Below are 21,873 nucleotides of genomic sequence, written 5' to 3'. Positions count from 1 at the left end.
TGTGATGTGAAGAGCGTCGCGGCTGTCCGGATCATGGCCTTGCACCTGACCCGGACAGGCTCTCGAAGATTACAGACGTTGCAGGATCAACGCCCCTGCCGGTCCCGCAGTACCTGGCAGACCGGGCTCTCCCGCTCTGCCGGCCTTGCCGCCTTCAGCGCGGTAGACGATGCAGCCTTTGGACGCACCGCCCTTCCCTGCCTTGCCGCCTTCGCCACCCTTGCCCGCCGCGCCACCCGCAACATTCACCTTGATGCGCTCGGCCGGATAGCTCTGTGGCAGTTCAAGACGAACCTGCGCGCCCGCAGCGCCGTCATGCCCATTGCCGCCGCTGTCGCCGTTATACCCACGCCCGGCCTGGCCCCAGGTACAGCCCGGCTCTTCACCTGTGCCGCCATCCAGACCGGCATAGCCTGGGCTGCCGGCGCCACCGCGGGCGTCAATCGACAGTTCTTCAGCATCCAGGCTCTGCAGGCGCAGGGTCAGGTTGCGCCCTGGCCGTGCAGGTTTTTCGAAAGTACCCGGTGCGCCCCGTGCGGTGATCTGGCTGCCGGCGCCGAACTCACCGTGCAGCACGACCATGTTGAACGCCTGCACGCCAGGGACGATGGCAATTCGCGCTTCGTGGCCCAGGACCAGCTCGCCAATCTTCACATCATCGATACCGGCCGGGATCAGCAGAGTGCCGTAGTCGGACACTTCAAGGCGCTCGACCTGCAGAACGCTGCTGTTGCCAGGCAGACGCATCAGCGAGTGCGGTGCAACGATAATTGCCTGGGCCATGGCCAGTGGGCTGAACAATGCCGCCAGCAGAACGAGCTTACGCATGAGAGTGCCCCCTGACCGAACGGCCGATGGATTGAACGTGAAAGATGCCGAACAGGATGATTTTGCCCCGGTCGCGCCACGGATGCCGGCGACCGCGCAGGCTGCCGTTGAACAGAATCAGCTCCAGCAAATGAGTCAACAGCAGCACCGCGCCGGCCATGTCGATCATCACGCCAAACGGGCTGGGCGCCTCGATCGCCGCGTTGACCAGCACCACCAGCCAGAAGCCCAGCATCAATATCTTTCCCAGCCCCCAAAACACCTTCATTGCCTGCCCACCCCTTGTCATGATCCGTTACGAAATTGCAGTCTTCGCATGCTTTTCGTCGCCGCACAGTAGACGTGCTGTACGCCGAATATGCCAGCGGTGTGTTGAAAAAGATCAAGCATAGATCGTTGTCATGTATCTGTGGATGCCCGCCTGAGACTGACGGCTGTTCAGAGCCGGTCCGGCAGGCTAGTCTTGTTCGTCAACCAGAGGACTTTCGATGACCGTCGGCTACTCGAACCGTACGCCCCAACAAGCGCTGGCTGCCCTGCTCGATCGCTATGCGCCGCAACGTCTGCTGTTGATCGGCGCTCAGGCATTCCCGGCGTTGCAAGCCTTTCAGGAGGCCCATCCGCAGACCGAGGTTGCGCTGGCCGAGCCCGGTGCGCTGCCCGCCCATCTCGCAGCACAACGTTTCGACCTGGCGCTGGTGGTCGATTGCCTTGAGCACATCCCCAAGCGTACCGGCCTGGAGCTGCTGGGTGGTATTCGCAACCTCAACGCCAGTCGCATCGCGGTGCTCGCCGACTTGCAGGCCTGCGGTTGGCAGGAGACCGATTTTTTCTCGCTGGCACTGCAGTCCAGCGAACGCTTCGCCCGCGACGAGCAGGTGCTGAACCTGTTTACGTACGACCTGCGTGAGTACAAACAGGTGCCCGACTGGCTGAACGCGAAGTACTGGGCCAACCCGGAAATGTTTGGGAAGTACTGGTGGTAAACCCATGAATATCAAGGGCTTACATCACCATGAACGCTATCGTCGCTATGCCCGAGCAGGGCCAAGTGTCACCAACCTGTCACCAGCCTTGTCACCAACGACCAGCTCAGGACCTCTCTGTGTGGCATTACAGGCGCTCAGGGATCTACTACCTGAGGGTCCGTCCTCGGGGCTGCTCGGCCCGTAGTCTCACCATCTCTCTCCGCTCCACCGATAGGCCGACCGCTATGCAGTTCTCTAAAGACATCCTCAACACGCTTGCTGTACTCCATCTCGACCAGCCTGAGGCTTCGTGGGAGGACCTCAAGGAGCGCCTGAGGGAGATCGCTGTGGATGCCCTACAAGGCCATAACGAAGATACAAGGGGCCTCTACATGGAACGGTATATAGAGATGAGCAACCACCTTGCTGAGGCTTCGTCGATTGGTCGGTTCAATGTGAGTCAACAGCGGGCCATCGGGACGGGTCAACGTGTACTCAGAGCTGCTCAGGAACGCCTTGACGGTCGCCCAGAGGAACTGGTGGAGATCATTGGAGAACTATCTTGTGGCACGTCTGTAGCCCCTTCTGCATCTCTATCTGTTTTGCCATCCGCCGACCCAGTGACCTTTGAGACCCTCTCGGGGCTCTATCTGGCTGAGCGTAAAGGCAACGTCAGAGCTACCACGCACAATTCAGTTACATCAGCTTGCCGAACTCTCACAGGGCTTCTTGGAGACTTGAACCTGAAGACCCACACACGGGCTGACATGGTTGCTCTCAAGGAAAAGGTAATGGTCGGGCGTAAGCCGCTCACCATCAACAAATTGCTGACCCAGCTATCAACTGTGATGGACTGGGCGGTAAACAACGGCTTGCTTGATCGCTCATTTGACAAGGGCTTGAAGATCGAGAGAGGCGCTGAGAGCACCCGTAAGCCGTTCTCTCGGGAACAGGTGGCGACCATGATGGATTATGCAAACGCCCTTCCTGTAGACGACTGGAAGCGCTGGGGGATATCTCTGGGAGTCCTCACAGGGCTTCGTATCGGGGAGCTATACCAGTTGACCAAAGAGGACGTGAGACAGGTCAACGGCATCACCATTATCGACATCAACAAAGATGAGAATACGGGCAAGTCAGTTAAGACCCCTTTCTCTGTGAGGCTCGTTCCGTTGGTTGATGGAGCATATGGGTTCTCACTTGATGCCTTCCTTGGATGGGTCGAGAGAAGCCAAGGCAGATTGTTCACACAGAAGAAGCACTACTTTGACAAGCCACTCAATGATGCCATCAGGAATCCTCTCGGACTGAAATCAGGTGGCGATCAGACTTTCCACTCCCTGAGACACTCAATCTCGGGACTGATGTTGGCTGCTGTGACGCCGGATAGCATCATGCAGGCTGTCACTGGGCATAGCGGGGGCAACATCACCAAGGACCTTTACGCGAGAACCCAAAAGCTACCCGTTGAGGTTATTCATGAGGCGCTCGTGAAAGCGTTCTCACTGGCAGCCAAGTAATGCAAAAAAGGGCATACCGCTTACCAGCGCACCTGCTTTAAACCAGCACAACCGAGTAACTACGCAAGGTGTAATCATGGAAGTATCTACGCTTGACTTAACCTTTGAAAGCGGAAAAACAATTACCATTCACCCGACCGGCTACCATCTGAAGCTTGATGGCCCGCTAATGTACAATGAGCTGGGCTCATACAAAGTGGGAACCTTTAAGATAAACCATGCCGACTACAAGTCATGGGAACCCATTGCAACTATTATTCAGAAACTGGATGACCGGATCATTGGGGAATGCACTATAGTGGATGAAACACCTATCACCACTACGCCAAGGACGATCACATACAAAGTCAGGGTCGACTGGCGCAATTAAAAAAGTTGAGGTGAGTCGGGTAGCTGGCTTGAGCAATTGAGTCAGTTCACACCCCCAAGAGGCACTACATATAGCAACCAGAACACAACCCAAGCACAACATATAGACCCTCACTATGGCACACCCCACCAATCGCCATAGGAGACAAATCATGACCAAGCTCAACACAGCACTGCCGCCCCTCGAAGACCTCAACGAAATCTATAGGATCGACTCAGCGAGTCCCTCTGGCCTCTCCCGCATCAAGGCAACCCGTGGTCGCAATGGACGGACAGGGCCAGTAGTAAGCATCGGCACAGATGGCTATTACCGAATGAAGTTTGACAGTAGATTTTACCGCACCCATCGCATTATCTTTTTCATGAAAACAGGGATTGATCCAGCCCAGAATGTTATCGACCACATCGACGGTAACCGACTGAACAACAGCCCCGACAACTTGCGATGCTGTACCGTCGCTGAGAATCTCTGGAATGCTCAAGGCAAACTGAAACGTGACGGCCTCCCCAAGGGCATCCGCAAGTTACCCAACGGCGATTACCGTGCATCGTTTATGGTTCACGGAGAGCTTAAGGAATTCGACTTGCACAACCTACGGGCAGCCGAGCAATGCTTAAGAACGCTCCGCAAGACTTACCATGGGGAGTTTGCAAGGGCGTGAGTATCTAATAGTGAGGTGAGCTTTTCGTTGAACGACTATGTACGCCACGTGCATCATGGATTCCAAAGACCCTCACTATGGCTACGGGTATATCCCGTGCAGACCCTACCGTTTGACCTGAGACCACCGAGTGCCAAGGGCGACCTGATCGCCAACACTCTAACGTTCCCGGTAAGCTGACCTTTCGTCAGGCTCCAGTAGGAAGGAGCGAACATTGATATTGCAGACCAGTAAGCCGTTGCCCCTCAAGGGCATCGCAAGGTTTGCCTTGCACGGGACTGGGGCCACCGTGTATTGCTCAATGTTCAAGGGGCCTTAACTTAAAGACACTTAAAGTATGCTCACTGATTATTTCTCATAACCATCTTCAAATGAGTCTTTTCTTTTATCCTAAAGAGAATCCCTTAGCCCTCCCAAAGAAGGGACTGGTCTGGCAACTATAATTACTCCTACCCCATTGCCTGCTCGGTCGCTTCACAGAAAAGCGCTAAACATAATAGCGCACCCAGTGAAACCTTCACGCCCTGACAGGACGACTTATGTTCCAATCAAAATAAATCTGGCTGAACCTCTTCTCCATCATTGCTATTGGAAGCGATCATAGTCTCAATGGGCTTATCCAAAAATAAGAAATCTGGTACATTCAGTGCAGGCACTATCTTTAACTCTTCACCAAGATCCTCTTTAAGCAACTCTCGCAACTCCATCAAAAGACGACCCAGTACGTTTTGACCTATCAGAACATCTCCTGAATCATCTACAGCCTTAGTACCCCAGTAATCGTCCTTCCGGGATAATTCGACGATTGGCTTTTCACCTGTAGATAGAAGTAGCGCTCCAAACTTTTCGTAGTTTTGAGCAAGTTTGACGCGCAGACACCATCGCATAACTTTGTAGCGAACCTGCTGCCAATCTGATCTGGAGTTTCCTCGATGAGGTTTACTCTTCATCTTTGCGGTCATTGGACTGTGTTGGCCAATAATTTCACGTTGAAGATCTGGTATGTGAGGAAACCGGCAAGCTTGATAAAGTGCCTCGGACGTGAGTATGCGAATCCCGTGAATCCTCAAAGGATAGCCTGATGCCATATTTGAGAGGCCACCAAAATCGTCTTTGGTCTTATAGACAATAACGACCTCGGACCTGCGGTAGGTGCGTAGCAGGTTGCTTCTCACACGAGTACCTTTAGAGTTCTGAAAGATCATCGAAGATATTGCGCAGGGAAGAGTAGCCTTCACGCTGCAATAAGGGATACCAATGCAAAGCCCCTGACGTGACATCAGGATCGCCCCACCAGATGGCAAGCGGGCTGTTGTTGGGGCAATTGCGATAGGTGGCGAGCATTGAGCCAAAACCTAAGCCGAATGGGCTGAACCCAAGGGGACGTATAGATTGTTTAGGATTCTCACTGAGAGCCCTGATCTTAGCACCAGCAATTAAAAACTCACTCTCCAGCACCTGACGACCAGCTTCAGACGAAAAAGGATAAACAGCTGAACTTGCTTGCCGAGGCTCAAACGGAAATTTGGTGGGCAGGGCCATATAGGTCTGCACTTCTGCCGTCTCCGGGATAGAACAAGGCCAGAGAACGCTTGACCGGTTCTTATAGGTCTTGCGATTTTCTAACTCCACAGAACGCCAATACATGATCGTAATCGTCTTGCCCGATTTTGCGATCACGTCCTTGAGCCGTCGACCAACGAAGTAAGACCCACTGGTATACATGGCCGCCACGATCACATGCACCTTGGCGAGCTGCGGCGCGTCTTCAGTGATCCATCGCTCAAGATCGTTACCAACACGACTGCCACTGAACAGTACGTCATCAAGATAAATGTAATCACCATTCTCCTTACCACAGCTGGCAAGATTGACGCCGCATTCGTCTGCCAAACACCTTGCGAAAAGCTTCAGCATCTCCTTCTGACTTTGACCATTCTGCTGAACCTTTAGAAAGTGAGCGGCTGACCAAAAGGATACAGGGTCTCCACCGGCAAGCTTCTCATTGCGCACGAGATTCCTGAGGAAGGTTTCCACGTTTTTCTGGGTGATGAAGCTCTGTTTCATGACGTGGTCGAATTCACGAAGGAACGGCAGCTGCTGGTCTTGGGTGAACTGATGGAGCCAGCGATCTACGTGGTCCGGTGTCGGCTCGGGTAACTCGTCGTTTCGATAGCTCTTGATTGTGTCAGCTACAGAGAGCAGAAGGTTGTGTCGCTCGCTCATGTGGTATCCCTGCCTTATGACGATGATTGTAAACCGATACTACCCCGCCCACCTGCCAGAACCAACACTGAAACCGACGTTAAACGCTACACGTCTAAACCAATATCCCTTGCCCTCGAAGCTCTGGTGTCTATAGGCACCTTCGGGTCTTCCGTAGACAACTTCGGTAGCCATGAAAACGCTCCGCACCTCAAGGGACAGGGCTTCGAGGTGGGAGCCTTTATGAAGGTTTCATCGGGCTTCAGCAATCGGGAAGGCGGGCGGGTAAAGCCCCACGGTCTGGACTGGCTCCGTGGATACGCCCAAGAGATCAACCTAAAGGTGGCCGAAACGAAGGGCGCGAAGGTCAGAGCAAAGTCCAAAGACAAGATCGACCAATGGGGGGCGGATCACCAAGTAACCCTAAGGAGCAACCTCATGGACACGCTACAAGCCTGCTACTGGGTCTGTGTTGCTGTCCAAGTGGCCTACTGGCTGATCGTTAATTTCTCATCAGCTCATAGATGCTGGGGACTCCATGAGAGTCTTTGAAAATCCCAGAGAAAAATCTGAGTGGCTACCATTACAAGACTTCCCGCTCAGGCTTCCCCGTAGGCCCCCGTGTGGACGCTCACGGGCGCGATAAGGACCCCAGTGAATTGACTCTTGCGATCTCCCTTCCTGTCACCAACACTGTCACCAGCTTTGTCACCAAACTCCTTGAGGTCCTCTATGAAGCCCGCTACGCTTGGCCTGCCGCCATACCCCTCACAGTTCTGGGCCAACCCGGAGAATTTTGGAAAGTATTGGTGGTGACCTATGAGTAGTGCCATTTGCCCCTGCGGCAGCGGCGATCTGTTGCTGGCCTGCTGCGGTCGCTATCACGCGGGGCAGCCTGCACCCGGTGCGGAAAAACTGATGCGCTCGCGCTACAGCGCCTATGTGCTGGGGCTGACCGACTATCTGGTGCAGACCACGCTGCCGGTGCAGCAGAGCGGGCTGGACCGTGAGGCCATTGCCCAGTGGAGTGCGCAGAGCACCTGGCTGGGGCTGGAGGTAGAAAGCTCGGAGGTGTTCGGCGGCAAGCCCGAGCATGCCTTCGTGACCTTTACCGCTCGCTGGCACGATGGCAACGGTGAGTACAGTCACAAGGAGCGTTCGTCGTTCGTGCAGAATCAGGGGCGCTGGTACTTCATCGACTCCACCGTGCCGCTGAAGGCTGGGCGTAATGATGCGTGTCCGTGTGGCAGTGAGCAGAAGTTCAAGAAGTGCTGCTCGGCTTATGTGGACTGAGCCGCGCCTCTTTGCCTGAGCGGGATCGTGCATGCGTCACACGGCGGTTTTTCTTTGTTAGGTAGATTGGGTTCGGCTCAGGTCACCTTTTCGCCCCTCGGCGAGTTACTTTGATGGGGCCAAAGTAACCAAACCCCCTGGCTCCGTTTCCGGCCCGACTTCGTCGGGTTCCTTCGCCCTGACGCTGATCCGGGGGTCGCCGCAACGGGCCATCCATGGCCCGGTGCGGCTAGCCTGGCGTCCTGCCAGGCTACCCCCGGATCAGCGCCAGGACTCAGCCGTCACTTACGTCGCACTCTGCGTCGTCTGTGCCATCGTGGTAGAAAAGCGCTTTTGCAGCAGTGGCTGCGGTTTTGACTATAGTTCCCATGCTCCGCGTAGGCATGCAGTTCGTGACGCTATGCGTCACACAGCGGTCTGGCTCGCCTCAAAACTCCAGTTGCGCCGAAAACGCGACGGTGCGTGGGTCGCCCAGGTAGCTGCTGTTGAGCCAGTATTCCTTGTTGGTCAGGTTGCTGACGTTGACGCGCAGGGTCAGGTCGTTTTCCGAAAGGCGCAGGCGGTAGCGGGCTCCGGCGTCGAAGGTGGTGAAGGACGGCAGGTCGTTTTCGTTGCTTTGATCGGTGTATTGCTTGCCGGTGTAGAACGCCCCGCCGGTCATCGCCAGGCCTGGTACCTGGTTGATGTCGTATTCGGCGTAGACCTTGGCCAGTTGCTTGGCGACGTTGGTCGGTACGTTGCCTTCATCCGCCGCGACGCCGGTTTTCTTGATCTTCGGGTCAAGCAAGGTAAAGCCGCCGACCAGTGTCAGCTCAGGGATGACCTTGCCAGTCACACTGAACTCCAGGCCGTTGTTTTCCTGACGTCCGTCAACCACGTAAATGTTGCCACCCGTGGTGTAGCCATTAGGCTTTTCGATGTTGAACAGCGCCAGGGTCAACAGTGTTTCACCCAGCGTCGCCTTGGCGCCGATTTCGTATTGCTCGCTGATTTCAGGCGCAAACGCCTGGCCGGCATTGAGCGTACCGCTAGGCGCAACGCCGCCCGATTGCAGGCCTTCTATATAGGTGGCGTAGGTGGTCAGCCACGGCAGCGGCTTATAGACCAGCGAGATGTTCGGCGAAGTCTTGCTCTCGTTGTAGGTGGTCTCGGTTTCGGCGGAACCGAACGCCTTGGCATAAACGAACTCGTTGGCGTAGGTTTTGATCTGCGTGTTGGTCACACCCAGAATCGTTGACCATTGTTCGTTGAAGGTGATGACGTCACCGATCAGGATGTTGTTGCTTTCCGAACTGTTGGCCAGGCGCTGGTCGCCATGCCCGATCGAGTACGCAGGCTTGCCAACCTGAGGTGTCTGGTCCAGCGGTATCGTGCCCACTGGCGAGGCGTATTGCGGGCCGGGCTGATCGGGTGTGTAGGGAATGTGATCCTCGTACTGTTTCTGGCGCGAGGTATTACCCTGATAGCCAACGGTAACCTTGTGACCGAGAAAACCGGTGTCGAACGCCGCATCGAGGAACAACGAGCCGGTCTTTTCTTCGGTTTCAATCGGGGCGAAGGCATACAGCGGCTGCGAGTAAAGGCCCGCGCTGTAGACCGTCGGCCCGGTGTAGGTGTTCTCCGAGGTGTACTGCTGGGCAGCGAAGGCCGCGCGCAAGGTGAAGGTGTCGTTCAAGCGCCACTTGGCGCGCACGCCGGCCTTGTCGGACTCATAATCGGAAAACGACCACTTCTGGCTGTAGAGCTTGTCGTTGTCCAGCGATGCCGCACTGGGGCGCAGGGACTGGTCACCGAAATACCAGTAACTGGTCAGGCCGCGAATTTCGGTCTTCTTGTGCGAGGCGTCGAACTGCACCAGCAGGTCGTCGGACACGTTCCAGTCCAGCGCCAGGGAAATCATCTCGCGACGACGCTTGTTCAGATCGACGGCCGTTTCACCATCCTGGGTCAGCACATTGAGGCGATAGGCGAACTTGCCTTCACTGTCGATCGGCCCGCCGAAGTCACCGTGCAGGTAGTAATTCTCACCCCCGGCATTGCCCAGCGTGACGCTGTTGTAGCGTTGATAGGTCGGGCGCTTGAGCACATAGTTGACCAGTCCGCCCGGCGAGGCCGGACCGTACAGGAAGCCGGTCAGACCGGTGATGACTTCCAGTTGCTCCATCTCCTCCATGTAGTTGCTGCCGTCGGCACCATTGGTGAACCGCAGGCCATCATTGGCGATGTTCAGGCTGCCGGCGCTGCTGAAACCACGGATGTTGACGGCACTGGCATAACCGGCGCTGGTCGGCGAGTACATCTGGGTGAACGGGTTGTGCTTGATGACATCGTCCAGCGAGGTCGCCTGGATGTTTTTCAGCAATGCCTGAGGCGTGACGCTGATGGAATAAGGCGTGTCCTGCAGCCTCATGCCACCCAGCGCACCGACGCTGCTGACGTTCTCGCTGCGATAACCTGCCGCTTCCGAACCTTCGAGGGGCGTGCTGTTGGCGTTGATGTTCACGTCCGACAGGTTCAAGGCGTTCTGTTCCATGACCATCAGCGTGTAGGTCCCGGCGCTGCTCTGCACCAGTTGCAGGCCGCTGCCACGCAGCGCCTCGCGCAAGGCCGTCGCCGCGTCGAAATTGCCTTTCACTGCAGAGCTGGTTTTGCCGGCGACCAGTGCCGGGTCAAGACTCAGTGCCAGACCGCCCTGGCTGGAGATCTGATTCAGCGTAGTCGCCATCGGACCTGCGGGCAGATCATAGGCAACCACGCTGGCCTGCTGCGCCGCCATCGACAGCGGGCTGGTCAGAGGCGTGCAAAGGGCAATTGCCACGGCCAACAGACTGGGACGCAGAAGGGTGTCTAACGAACGGGACATCGGGCAACTCCTGATGGAATACTTCTCAATGCCTGTTAGCCGCACGAACGCTCGAAAGTAACAGGGCTGATTGAAAATAATTCCGTTTCAGGATTCAGCGGGCTCGCAGCGTCACTCCGGGACGATACTCAGGTGCGACGTATCAGGAGCCTCCTGCGGCTCGGGCTTTTCGACCTGCCCCATGTCGCTGCCCGCCGGGGCCAGGCTCAAACGCGAGAGATCCAGCAGCGGGCCAACGGGTTGAGGCCTGTCGGGCAGCAACTCGACGCCTGCCTCTGCGACCGAGTAATCCGGCGCATCGACGTCCACAAAAGCCGCCATGTAAGCGTCGCGCGGTTTGATCTGCAGACGCCCCGGACTGACCGAGGTCTTGCGCAACCAGGTCGGTGCGTCGGGCGGCGGCGCCAGTTCGACCTCTTCCATTGGCGGTGGCGTATTCATTTCCAGCACACGCACCAGTGCGCCTGCGCGCTCGAGGGTGGCGCGATATTTCTCTGCGGTTACTGCGTCGAGATTGTTTTTCAGAACCAGCCGGCGTCCCGAGAACAGGAGGTCCAGACGTTCGGCATCCGCATTGAACAGCTTGCCAAGGTTGGCCCTTACCTTCTCGGGTTGTGCTCCGGCAACCAGTTCGGCGCTGAAGACAATTTCGTAGAGATTCATGAAAGAAGACACCGATATGCACGTCAGTAAAAGTATGGCGAAGCGTCAGACAGCGCAACAAGCGCGTTACCCTTGAACGTCGAGTTGGTAGACTCGGGCGTCAAAGGGAGCACATCCATGTTTTTTCAGGCGCACATTACAAGAATCATAAGCCTTGCGTTGATCCTGTTCGGGCTCGGCGGATGCTCGCTCCTGAGTTTTGACCGCGCTCAGGAGCCGGAAGTGCATTTGCTGAAGGTCCAGGTGGTCAAGGCGAGGCTGACACAGCAGGATTTCAAGCTGTACTTCGAAGTTGATAACCCCAACGAAGACAGCTTGCTGGTGCGTGGCCTGAAGTACAAGATCACGCTCAATGACATGGTCCTTGTCGATGACACGTTCAGCGACTGGTTTGTCGTCGACGGCAATAGCCGCAAAACCTTTGTGGTGCCGATTCGCACCAACCTCTGGCGCTACGCACGGTACATCGCTCAACTGCTGAAAAAGCCTGATGAGCCGATCCATTATCGGCTGGACGGCAAGCTCAAGACCGGCATTGTGTTCAGGCACAACGTCCGCATCGGCACGTCAGGCGATGTGCTGCCGGAAGACCTGATCCAACGCCGATGATCATTCCAGCCTATCCGCCCAGCTTGCCCTTGATCAGTTCCAGAAGAAACTTCCAGATGTCCGCGGCCCACAATGCCCGGTTGACGGCACTGATCAGCGCGCCACCGAAGGACCCCAGCAGAAAGCCCACGCCGGTGGTGTTGCGCGGATCTGCCACGCCCAGATAATCACTGGCGATGCCGGTGAGGAATACTGCACAGGCCACCCCGGTTACCAAGAAAACCAGCCAGGCACGCCAGTCAAGCAGACCTGCCTTATGCCACCAGCCAGAAATGATCGCACCCACCAGACCGGCGACCAGCCACTCGCCTCTGTCTGCCAAACCATTCAACATATCCATCGCTTCTGACTCCGTTCAAGAAATACAGCCGTTCACGAACACAGAAAAATTCAGACACTGGGGGGGCCTTCCGGGGATTGCTGCGGCGCCGGCACCGTGCAAAAACCGAAAAATTAAGCATACTTAAAATAATGAGCAAGCGTATGCCATCAACCCTCCGCGCTATCGGGCGAGCAGCAGAGGCTTGAAGTCAGTTATCGATGTAGCGCTGCCAGCCGATCCTTACCGAACCGTCTGGCTGGCGGTCAATCTCGATGCCTTCGGTCTCTTCGATTTCCTGCAGCACCACGTTCCAGCTGTCCACGGGCTCATCATCACGGCGGGCGACGATGACCCACTGGGTCTTTTGAACATTCGGCGCAGATACCAGCCGTTGAATGCGCTTGCCGATCTGCTCGTAGGAAGACCTGCCTGTCGATCCATTACCATTGCCGGCCATGACAGCCTCCGAGGCATAACTGTATATAAATACAGTATTCCAGCTGTAGGAACCTCGCAAGCATTTCGTAGGACGCTTCCTGACGGGTACCTTTGGCGAAAACGTCAGCAAGCCTTGTTACGCAAGGCTTACAGCTTGCCGGTCATTCTCACGGCTACGCCGATAATGCGACAGTCGGCACCGCATTCGATCATTTTGTACGCCGGGTTCAGGGGCTTCAGGTAGCGTGTGCCGCCATCCTCGACCAGCTTCTTGAATGTTGCCTCGTTGCTGGCGGGCAGCTTGGCGATCACCAGCCTGCCGGGCTGCACGTCGGCCTCCGTGTCCACCAGAATCATCATCCCCTCCGGCACACTGACGCCGGTGGGCGCGGTCATCGAATCGCCTTTGACCTCCAGCCAGAACGCCGGCCCCTTGGAGTCGTAGTCGGAGATTTCATAGCGGTCGGAAAAGCCGTCGGGATAAGGCTGTACCGCCTCTTCCCAAGAGCCCGCCGACACCCAGCTGATCACCGGATAGCGGAAGGACATGTTCGGCTGATCGATCAGCGCAACGTTGGCGTCGGAGGCAGGCGTCTTTTCCGGCCCCTCGCCAATCGCCAGCCATTCGGCACGAAAGCCCGTGGCACGGGCCAGTGCGTAAAGGTTTTCCGGCCGCAGGCTTTTGCTTTCGCCGCTGATCCACTGGGTAACGGCAGAGTTGGCAACGCCGCACTGTGCAGCAATTTCACCTTTCTTCAGGCCACTGGTGGCGATGGCCCTGGCGATACGTTCCTGTCGGGTCATGAGTCGGCTCTGCATATGGAAATAAAAAACGCTGAAAAACGCTCGAACAAAACTAAGCATACTTAAAAAGTAACGTTGTGCGAACCGTAATATGCCGATACTGCTTGGCCATGATTTGCGGGATAATGCGCGCCAGATTTAATTGCGGAGTAAAACCGATGAACCAGCAAGACCATGTGCATGGCCCCGATTGCAACCATGATCACGATCACCACGACCACCAGCACGGCCATGTACACGGCCCGAACTGCGGTCATGCCCACCAGGAGCCGGTGCGCAATACCCTTAAAGATGTCGGTCGTAACGATCCTTGCCCGTGCGGCAGCGACAAGAAATTCAAGAAATGCCACGGCGCGTAAGGCGCGGAGCATTCTGAAAACGGCCTGCATTGCAGGCCGTTTTCATTTGTAGGCGGCAGGTGAGCAAGGTAAAACATTGGGTTTCGGTCACCCACATGGAGCGCTCAATGATCGACCTGCACTACTGGACCACGCCCAACGGGCACAAAATCACACTGTTTCTGGAAGAGGCAGGCCTGCCCTACACGATCTTTCCGGTGAACATCGGCAACAACGAGCAATTCAAAGCCGAATTCCTGAAAATCGCCCCCAACAACCGCATCCCGGCGATTGTCGATCACCAGCCCGCTGACGGCGGCGCACCGCTGAGCCTGTTCGAGTCAGGCGCCATTCTGCTGTACCTGGCCGAGAAAACCGGGCAATTCATCCCGCAGGATCTGCGTGGCCGCCAGGAAGTGTCGCAATGGCTGTTCTGGCAAATGGGCGGACTCGGTCCGATGGCGGGGCAGAATCATCACTTCAATCGTTTCGCCAAGGAAAAAATCCCCTACGCGATCGAGCGCTACGTCAACGAAACCGCGCGACTGTATGGCGTACTGGACAAACGTCTGGCCGATCGCGAGTTCGTAGCAGGTGACGAGTACAGCATCGCCGACATGGCGATCTACCCGTGGATCGTGCCGCACACCTATCAACAGCAGAACCTGGACGACTTCCCGCACCTCAAGCGCTGGTTCGACAGCATCGCCGGTCGAGAAGCGACCCAACGTGCGTATGCGCTGGTCGAGAAGATCAATCCGTCGAAGCCTTGAGTCACCTGGACTGCAATGTCGACTCTCGTGCCCATGCCGAGCAATGGCACGAGAGGCGTCTGGCCACTTCTGCAAAATCCTGAAATAAACTCGCCCTCCCCGCTTGCGCGCTGACGGGCTGCTCTCTAACGTAGCGGCTTTTGTACGTTACCCCTCCAGGAGCTTGCCCATGGCCTCGCCAGCCCTTCGTCATTTTCTACCCCGATTCGGCGCTGCCGCCGCTGCGGCGAGCTTCCTGAGCCTTGCCGGCTGCCAGTTGGGCGGCGGCGATCCCGAGACCGTGCTGCCTGTTTCCGGGACGTTCCCGCTCAAAGGGCTGGCGCAGAACGTTTCCGTGCGCCGCAACACGATGGGTATGCCGCTGATAGAAAGCAGCAGCTACCACGATGCGCTGTTCACGCTCGGCTACGTTCATGCCGGTGACCGAATCAGTCAGATGCTCGGCATGCGCCTGCTGGCGCAGGGCCGTTTGTCGGAAATGGCCGGCGCGGATGCGCTGGACGTCGACCGTCTGATGCGCTCGGTCAACCTCAAGCAGAATGCCAGCGACCTGTACAACGCTGCGTCGCCGCGCTTGAAGCGCTTCTTCGATGTCTATGCGCGCGGCGTGAACGCCTACCTGTTCCGCTATCGCGACAAGCTGCCTGCGGATATCGCCAGTTCAGGCTACAAGCCGGAATACTGGAAGCCGGAAGACTCGGCGCTGATCTTCAGCCTGCTCAACTTCAGCCTGTCGGTAAACCTGCAGGAAGAGCTGTCGGCGCTGGTCCTGGCGCAGAAAGTCAGCGCGGACAAGCTCGCCTGGCTGCTGCCGACCTACCCTGACGAAGAGTTGCCATTCGCTGAAGCCGACAAGCTCAAGGGCCTGAACCTGAACAATCAGGTCAACGGCCTGAGCGATCTGAACAGAATCGCCCTGCAGCTCTCGGACCTGAACATGCTCGGCGTCGCGGCCTCCAGCAACTGGGCCATCGCGCCACAACGCAGCCGAAACGGCAAGAGTCTGCTGGCCAGTGACATGCAACTGCCTGCCGGGCTCAACTCTGCGTGGAGCTTCGTGCAGATCCGCGCACCGAAATACCAGGTGTCCGGTGTCACCATCGCCGGTATGCCGCTGGTGCTCAGCGGTTTCAACGGCAAACTGGCGTGGAGCATGAGCAACGTCAAGGGTGACAACCAGGACCTGTTTCTGGAGAAGATCAAGCGCGAAGGCAACCGCGTCTCCTATATGGCTGACGGCAAATGGCTGCCAGCGCCGGCCCACCAGGAAACCTTCCTGGTCAAGGGCGGCAGCCCGCTGCGCGAAACCGTCTATGAAACCCGCCACGGCGCGCTGCTCAACGCATCTGCTACCCCGCCCGGCAACGGTTTGAGCCTGGCGCTGCAAGTCCCGAACTTCAAGGACGACAAGAGTCTGGATGCGTTCTTCGATCTGTCCCGCGCGCCTAACGTCGAGAAAGCCTTCGATACCAGCCGCGAGATTCGGGCGATCACCCTGAACATGATTTTTGCCGATGCCTCGAACATTGGCTGGCAGGTCACCGGCCGCTTCCCGAACCGTCGTGAAGGCCAGGGCCTGCTGCCTTCGCCGGGCTGGGATGGGCAATACGACTGGGACGGTTTCGCCGACTCGATGCTTCATCCCTATGATCAGGACCCGCGCCAAGGCTGGCTCGCAGCGGCCAATCAGCGCACGATTCCGAAAGGCTACGGCATGCAGCTTTCCAACTCGTGGGGCTACCCGGAACGCGCCGAGCGGATTGCCGAACTGGCCAACGGTGGCAAGCAGGACCTGCGCAGCACCATCGCCATGCAATACGACCAGACCACGACGTTCGCCGCCAAGCTCAAGACCATGTTCCAGGCGCCCGGCATGAGCAAGCCGCTCAAGCAGGCCATCGATGCCCTGCCCGAAGCGGATCGCAACAAGGCCCGCGAAGCGTTCACGCGCCTGATGGCGTTTGATGGCAGGCTCAGTGCTACTTCGTCCGATGCGGCGCTGTATGAGCTGTTTCTGCAGGAAAGCGCCAAGCAGATTTTCCTTGATGAGCTGGGACCGGAGACCAGCCCTGCCTGGCAGGCACTGGTTGCCAATGCCAGCTCATCCTACTCACCGCAGGCCGACCACCTGCTGGGCCGCGATGACAGCCCGTATTGGGATGACGTCAAAACGCCGCAGAAGGAAGACAAACCAGCCATCCTCGCGCGCAGTCTGGCGGCCGCCATCACCAGCGGCGAAAGCCTGTTGGGCAGCGACCACAAGGCCTGGCAATGGGGCAAGCTGCACCGTGACAACTGGGCCTCGACCAGCCCGCTGGCCAAGCAGTTGGGTGGCGGCGAGTTCAACCGGGGCGCCACACCAGCGGGGGGTGATCACACGACGCTGAACGTGTCCGGCTTCGAGTGGGGCAAAGGCTTCGACGCACGCATGGCGCCCGGTCTGCGCATGATCGTCGACTTCAGCCTGGTCGAGCCCATGACCGGCCTGATCAGCACCGGCCAATCCGGCAACCCGGCCAGTCCGTATTACGCCAACAGCATCGAGCCGTGGCAGAAAGGCCAGTACCAGTCGATTCCGGTGCAACAACAGAACTACGAAAAGGGCTACGGCAAGCAACGCCTGACGCTGACGCCGGGCAAGTAAGCACCGAAAATCGGACGCAGAGGGAGCATGGGCACGATGGTGTCTTCAGGACACCTATCGTTCCCACGCTCCAGCGTGGTAATGCAGTTTGTGAAGCTCTGCGTCACACGGCGGTTTTTCTTTGTCAGGTAGATTGGGGTTCGGCTTGAGTCATCAATGTCCGGGAAAAACACCATCGTGCATAAAAGCGCTTTTCTGTCGCGATGGCACTGACGACGCAGAGTGCGACGTAAGTGACGGCTGAGTCCTGGCGCTGATCCGGGGGTAGCCTGGCAGGACGCCAGGCTAGCCGCACCGGGCCATGGATGGCCCGTTGCGGCGCCCCCCGGATCAGTGTCAGGACGAAGGAACCCGACGCAGTCGGGCCGGAAACGGAGCTTGGGGGTTTGCCTACTTTGGCCCCATCAAAGTAGGTCGCCGAGGGGCGAAAAGGTGACGTGAGCCGAACCTCAATCCACCTGACATCGCAGAACCCCTGTGTGACGCGGAGCGTCACGAACTGCATTCCCACGCGGAGCATGGGAACGATAGTCAGAGGCGAAAAGGTGACCTTGAGTCGAGCCCTAATTCACCTGCTGTCGCACCTCACGCTCCGCAGCGCTCACGCAAACTCCCCGAACTTCCAGATCCTTCCCGGCTCATAGCTAACAAGCCCATCCATACGGTTGCCCCATGGATCTTGTCGTTGCTCGCCCCGAAGGTTTGTATTGCCCACCCGGTGATTTCTATATCGATCCATGGCGTCCGGTCGAACGGGCAGTCATCACCCATGCGCATGGCGACCATGCCCGTACCGGCAATGAGCATTACCTGTCGGCGGCCAGTGGCGAGGGCATTCTGCGTTCGCGCCTTGGGCAGGACATTAATCTGCAGACCCTGGAATACGGCGAAACCATCACCCATCACGGGGTGAAGCTGAGCCTGCATCCGGCCGGGCATGTGTTGGGGTCGGCGCAGGTGCGGCTGGAGTACCAAGGCGAGGTGTGGGTTGCTTCCGGCGATTACAAAGTCGAGCCGGACGGCACCTGTGCCGCTTTCGAGCCGGTGCGCTGCCATACCTTTATTACCGAATCGACCTTCGGCCTGCCGATCTATCGCTGGGCGCCGCAAGCGCAGATCTTCGAAGGCATCAACCAGTGGTGGCGTGCCAATGCGGCCCAAGGCAAGGCCAGCGTGTTGTTCGCTTACTCGTTCGGCAAGGCCCAGCGCATCCTGCACGGTATCGACGCGCAGATCGGACCGATTCTGGTCCACGGTGCCGTCGAGCCGCTGAACCGCGTGTATCGCGAAGGCGGCATCTACATCCCGGAAACCCAGTACGCCGGGGATTTCAAAAAGACCGACCCAGCGCTGCGCCAGGCGTTGATCCTCGCCCCACCTTCGGCAGGTGGCAGCAGCTGGATGAAGCGCTTTGGCGAATACAGCGATGCGTTTGCCAGCGGCTGGATGATGCTGCGCGGCACACGACGCCGGCGCGGTGTGGATCGCGGTTTTGTGTTGTCCGATCACGCCGACTGGCCGGGCCTGCTCTGGGCTGTCGAACAGACCGGTGCCGAGCGCGTCATGGTGACCCACGGTTCGGTCGGCATACTGGTGCGTTACCTGCGTGAACTGGGCCTGGACGCGCAGGGCTTCAGCACCGAATACGGCGATGAAGAAGACAGCAACCCGGCAACCAGCGAACCCGATGCGGCAGGCACGGGTGAGGCTCAGTCATGAAAGCCTTCGCTGAACTCTACGCACAACTGGACGCGACCACGTCAAGCAACGCCAAACTCGCCGCAATGCGCGACTACTTCGAAAAGGCAGCGGCAGAGGACGCCGCTTGGGCGGTGTACTTTCTGTCAGGCGGACGCCCACGGCAATTGGTACCCACCCGTGTGCTGCGCGAACAGGCAATGACCCTGGCAAATCTGCCGGAATGGCTGTTCGAAGAAAGCTATCAGGCGGTCGGTGACCTGGCGGAAACACTGTCGCTGTTGCTGCCCCAAGCCGACCACAGTAACGACGAAGGCCTGGCCACCTGGATGGAGGACAAGCTGTTGCCATTGCGCGGCCTGCCGCCTGAAGAACTCGCCGAGCGGCTGCCGCTGTTCTGGTCGCAACTGGACCGCAGCAGTCTGATGGTGTGCATCAAGCTGATCACCGGCAGTTTCAGGGTCGGCGTGTCCAAGCTGTTGGTCACCCGTGCGCTGGCAGCGCTTGCTGACATCGACAGCAAACGCGTCGCACAACGACTGGTGGGTTACACCGACTTGTCGCACCGGCCCAGCGCCGAGCGCTATTTGAAGCTGATCGCGCCTGAGTCCGAAGACGAGCACGCTCAACGTGGCGGCCAGCCCTACCCGTTTTTTCTCGCCCACTCCCTGCAACAGCCCGCCGACCAGTTCGAGGAATTGCTCGGCCCGGCGCAGAACTGGCAGGTGGAATGGAAGTGGGACGGCATTCGCGCGCAACTGGTCAAACGTGACGGACGCTTGTGGATCTGGTCGCGCGGCGAAGAACTGGTGACCGATCGTTTTCCCGAACTGCACAGCCTGGTGCAGTGCCTGCCGGACGGCACGGTGATCGACGGCGAAATCGTGGTCTGGAAAGCCCCCGATGCGAACCCGGATGCCGATGCGGAGTTTGCCTTGAACAGCGATGCTCCTGCGGCTGCGCCCTCGGTTCAACCGTTCGCCCTGCTGCAACAGCGGATAGGCCGGAAGACGCTCGGCAAAAAGATTCTTGCCGACGTTCCGGTCGTGGTGCTCGCCTATGACCTGCTTGAGTGGCAAGGCGATGACTGGCGCAGTCGCCCGCAACATGAACGCCGCTCGCAACTGGAAGCCTTGATCGAAACCTGCCAAAGCGAGGTGCTGATGCCTTCCCCGGTGCTCACTGGCAAGGACTGGCTCGATCTGGCCATCCAGCGCGAAGCCTCTCGCAGCCTGGGCGTCGAGGGCATGATGCTCAAGGCTCGCGACTCGCTGTATGGCGTCGGTCGCACCAAGGACATGGGGGTGTGGTGGAAATGGAAAATCGACCCGTTCAGTGTCGACGCCGTGCTGATTTACGCGCAACGCGGCCACGGGCGACGCGCCAGCCTGTACAGCGATTACACCTTTGCGGTGTGGGACGGCCCGCCTGAAGCCAGTGAGCGCACGCTGGTGCCGTTCGCCAAGGCCTACTCGGGGCTGACCGATGAAGAAATGCGCAAGGTCGACGCCATCGTTCGCAAGACGACGGTGGAGAAATTCGGGCCGGTCAGCAGCGTAACCCCGACGCTGGTGTTCGAGTTGGGCTTTGAAGGCATCGCTCTGTCGAAGCGTCACAAGAGCGGCATCGCGGTGCGTTTCCCGCGCATGCTGCGCTGGCGGCAGGACAAGCCGGTAGCCGAAGCCGACAGTCTGGCAACGCTGCAGGACCTGCTGAACTAGGGCACCAAAAAGGCGCACGCAAAACACCGTGCACCTTTTTGAAACACCGAAGGGCGAATTATCCTGCCTACCTGTAGGAAACTTCCCGATTCGTTACTAATCTTCCGCTCTGCCCCACCTTAAAAAACACCTTGCCCAAGGCCGGGCGATGAGCAGCAGTCCCGTAAGCGCGCATGGGCGGCCAATTGCCAGCCGTTTATACGAAATAGCGACAACGCCTTACATTTCAAACGCACGTTCATCGCTCTGGTTCGGAAATTGCTACCTTCTGCCAGTCTGGCACTCGCCGGTAGCACGCTTCGCGTATTCCCAACGCCCCATTTAAGGTTTTAAGGACTGAACGATGAAAAAAGCATGGCTGACTCTTTCTGCACTGGCTCTGTGCATCGCCGCCGGTAACACCATGGCCAAGGAATACAAGGAACTGCGCTTCGGCGTCGATCCATCTTACGCACCGTTCGAATCCAAAGCGGCCGATGGCAGCCTGGTCGGCTTCGATATCGATCTGGGCAACGCGATCTGCAAAGAGCTGAAAGTCACCTGCAAATGGGTCGAAAGCGACTTCGACGGCATGATCCCCGGCCTCAAGGCACGTAAATTCGACGGCGTTATCTCCTCGATGACCGTGACCCCTGCCCGCGAAAAAGTCATCGACTTCTCCAGCGAACTGTTCTCCGGCCCGACCTCGCTGGTGTTCAAGAAAGGTGCAGGCTTTACCGCCGACCCGGCCAGCCTGAAAGGCAAGACTGTGGGCTACGAGCAAGGCACTATCCAGGAAGCCTACGCCAAGGCGGTACTGGACAAGGCCGGTGTATCCACCAAGGCCTATGCCAACCAGGACCAGGTTTACGCTGACCTGACTTCGGGCCGCCTGGACGCTTCTATCCAGGACATGCTGCAGGCCGAACTGGGCTTCCTCAAATCGCCAGCCGGCGCTGACTACGAAGTCAGCAAGCCTATCGACAGCGAACTGCTGCCTGCCAAGACCGCCATCGGTATTGCCAAGGGCAACAAGGAACTCAAGGCGCTGCTGGATAAAGGCATCAAGGCAATGCACGACGACGGCACCTACGCTGAAATCCAGAAAAAACACTTTGGCGACCTGAACCTCTACAGCGGTAAATAACACCCCGACGCCCATCGATTTCGGCGATC

21 protein-coding genes are annotated in these 21,873 nt (G+C 57.9%); 12 read left to right on the top strand and 9 right to left on the bottom strand.

Annotated elements, in window-relative coordinates; all coding sequences use genetic code 11:
* Positions 1–69: 69 nt before the first annotated feature.
* Together JOE33_RS20265 and JOE33_RS20260 are read right to left on the bottom strand one after the other, a co-directional pair.
* Positions 70–828, bottom strand: coding sequence for a collagen-like protein (locus tag JOE33_RS20265; RefSeq protein WP_187625222.1), 759 nt, complete (start codon positions 826–828; stop codon positions 70–72).
* Positions 821–1,096 (bottom strand): DUF1145 domain-containing protein, encoded by a 276-nt coding sequence (locus JOE33_RS20260; RefSeq protein WP_010432432.1) that lies wholly within the window; start codon positions 1,094–1,096, stop codon positions 821–823. The genes JOE33_RS20265 and JOE33_RS20260 overlap by 8 nt, the downstream gene beginning before the upstream one ends.
* A 220-nt stretch (positions 1,097–1,316) precedes the next feature.
* Here JOE33_RS20260 and JOE33_RS20255 point away from each other — a divergent pair, with 220 nt between their 5' ends.
* From JOE33_RS20255 to JOE33_RS20240, 4 genes are all read left to right on the top strand, one after another.
* On the top strand, positions 1,317–1,814 hold the full coding sequence (locus JOE33_RS20255) for a DUF6231 family protein (RefSeq protein ID WP_010421220.1): 498 nt from the start codon (positions 1,317–1,319) through the stop codon (positions 1,812–1,814).
* A 227-nt stretch (positions 1,815–2,041) separates the two neighbouring features.
* The gene (locus JOE33_RS20250) at positions 2,042–3,316 is read left to right on the top strand and encodes a tyrosine-type recombinase/integrase (RefSeq protein WP_187625221.1); all 1,275 of its coding nucleotides are present in this window, start codon (positions 2,042–2,044) and stop codon (positions 3,314–3,316) included.
* A 76-nt stretch (positions 3,317–3,392) separates the two neighbouring features.
* Entirely contained in the window at positions 3,393–3,686 is a 294-nt protein-coding gene (locus JOE33_RS20245; protein WP_187625220.1) for a hypothetical protein, read from the top strand.
* Between the two features lie 151 nt (positions 3,687–3,837).
* Positions 3,838–4,347, top strand: a complete 510-nt coding sequence (locus JOE33_RS20240) for an HNH endonuclease signature motif containing protein (RefSeq protein WP_187625219.1) — start codon at positions 3,838–3,840, stop codon at positions 4,345–4,347.
* A 548-nt stretch (positions 4,348–4,895) separates the two neighbouring features.
* On the opposite strand, the gene JOE33_RS20235 is transcribed toward JOE33_RS20240, so the two are convergent.
* Positions 4,896–5,552 carry an NADAR family protein gene (locus tag JOE33_RS20235; RefSeq protein WP_058392582.1) on the bottom strand — a complete coding sequence of 219 codons (657 nt, stop codon included), beginning with the start codon at positions 5,550–5,552 and terminating at the stop codon, positions 4,896–4,898.
* Positions 5,533–6,573, bottom strand: coding sequence for a hypothetical protein (locus JOE33_RS20230; RefSeq protein ID WP_187625218.1), 1,041 nt, complete (start codon positions 6,571–6,573; stop codon positions 5,533–5,535). The genes JOE33_RS20235 and JOE33_RS20230 overlap by 20 nt, the downstream gene beginning before the upstream one ends.
* A 798-nt stretch (positions 6,574–7,371) precedes the next feature.
* On the opposite strand from JOE33_RS20230, the gene JOE33_RS20225 reads away from it, so the two are divergent.
* A complete protein-coding gene (locus JOE33_RS20225) occupies positions 7,372–7,845 on the top strand; it encodes a YchJ family protein (protein WP_209924124.1) in 474 nt (157 codons plus the stop codon).
* Between the two features lie 427 nt (positions 7,846–8,272).
* Here the strand turns inward: JOE33_RS20225 and JOE33_RS20220 are convergent, their stop codons facing one another.
* A complete protein-coding gene (locus JOE33_RS20220; protein ID WP_122579555.1) occupies positions 8,273–10,708 on the bottom strand; it encodes a TonB-dependent receptor in 2,436 nt (811 codons plus the stop codon).
* Positions 10,709–10,819: 111 nt separating this feature from the next.
* Positions 10,820–11,371: a hypothetical protein gene (locus JOE33_RS20215; protein ID WP_010428708.1), complete on the bottom strand. Its 552-nt coding sequence runs from the start codon at positions 11,369–11,371 to the stop codon at positions 10,820–10,822.
* Positions 11,372–11,488: 117 nt separating this feature from the next.
* Between JOE33_RS20215 and JOE33_RS20210 the strand changes: the two genes are divergently transcribed.
* Positions 11,489–11,980 (top strand): LEA type 2 family protein, encoded by a 492-nt coding sequence (locus JOE33_RS20210; protein ID WP_010428710.1) that lies wholly within the window; start codon positions 11,489–11,491, stop codon positions 11,978–11,980.
* A 10-nt stretch (positions 11,981–11,990) separates the two neighbouring features.
* Here JOE33_RS20210 and JOE33_RS20205 read toward each other — a convergent pair whose 3' ends face one another.
* The 3 genes from JOE33_RS20205 to JOE33_RS20195 form a co-directional block, all read right to left on the bottom strand.
* Complete coding sequence (locus JOE33_RS20205; protein ID WP_010428713.1) at positions 11,991–12,320, bottom strand: hypothetical protein; 330 nt, start codon at positions 12,318–12,320, stop codon at positions 11,991–11,993.
* 190 nt (positions 12,321–12,510) lie between these two features.
* Positions 12,511–12,759, bottom strand: coding sequence for a DUF1654 domain-containing protein (locus tag JOE33_RS20200; RefSeq protein WP_010428716.1), 249 nt, complete (start codon positions 12,757–12,759; stop codon positions 12,511–12,513).
* A gap of 128 nt (positions 12,760–12,887) precedes the next feature.
* Positions 12,888–13,544: an XRE family transcriptional regulator gene (locus JOE33_RS20195; RefSeq protein ID WP_187625217.1), complete on the bottom strand. Its 657-nt coding sequence runs from the start codon at positions 13,542–13,544 to the stop codon at positions 12,888–12,890.
* Between the two features lie 158 nt (positions 13,545–13,702).
* On the opposite strand from JOE33_RS20195, the gene JOE33_RS20190 reads away from it, so the two are divergent.
* The 6 genes from JOE33_RS20190 to JOE33_RS20165 all read left to right on the top strand — a co-directional run bounded on the left by JOE33_RS20190 (position 13,703) and on the right by JOE33_RS20165 (position 21,844).
* Entirely contained in the window at positions 13,703–13,903 is a 201-nt protein-coding gene (locus JOE33_RS20190) for an SEC-C metal-binding domain-containing protein (RefSeq protein WP_003402305.1), read from the top strand.
* Between the two features lie 107 nt (positions 13,904–14,010).
* Positions 14,011–14,655, top strand: coding sequence for a glutathione binding-like protein (locus JOE33_RS20185; protein ID WP_122530223.1), 645 nt, complete (start codon positions 14,011–14,013; stop codon positions 14,653–14,655).
* Positions 14,656–14,824: 169 nt separating this feature from the next.
* The gene (locus JOE33_RS20180; RefSeq protein WP_187625216.1) at positions 14,825–17,299 is read left to right on the top strand and encodes a penicillin acylase family protein; all 2,475 of its coding nucleotides are present in this window, start codon (positions 14,825–14,827) and stop codon (positions 17,297–17,299) included.
* A 672-nt stretch (positions 17,300–17,971) separates the two neighbouring features.
* Positions 17,972–19,018, top strand: a complete 1,047-nt coding sequence (locus tag JOE33_RS20175; RefSeq protein ID WP_032614905.1) for a ligase-associated DNA damage response exonuclease — start codon at positions 17,972–17,974, stop codon at positions 19,016–19,018.
* The gene (locus JOE33_RS20170) at positions 19,015–20,718 is read left to right on the top strand and encodes an ATP-dependent DNA ligase (RefSeq protein WP_187625215.1); all 1,704 of its coding nucleotides are present in this window, start codon (positions 19,015–19,017) and stop codon (positions 20,716–20,718) included. Before JOE33_RS20175 ends, JOE33_RS20170 begins: the two co-directional genes overlap by 4 nt.
* A 343-nt stretch (positions 20,719–21,061) precedes the next feature.
* The gene (locus tag JOE33_RS20165) at positions 21,062–21,844 is read left to right on the top strand and encodes a transporter substrate-binding domain-containing protein (RefSeq protein ID WP_010436860.1); all 783 of its coding nucleotides are present in this window, start codon (positions 21,062–21,064) and stop codon (positions 21,842–21,844) included.
* Positions 21,845–21,873 lie beyond the last annotated feature (29 nt).

Origin of the sequence: Pseudomonas sp. PvP027, assembly GCF_017833005.1 — a bacterium.
Classification (GTDB): domain Bacteria; phylum Pseudomonadota; class Gammaproteobacteria; order Pseudomonadales; family Pseudomonadaceae; genus Aquipseudomonas; species Aquipseudomonas congelans.
The sequence above is the reverse complement of the archived record's forward strand: the minus strand, read 5'-3'. Positions and strand labels throughout refer to the sequence as shown.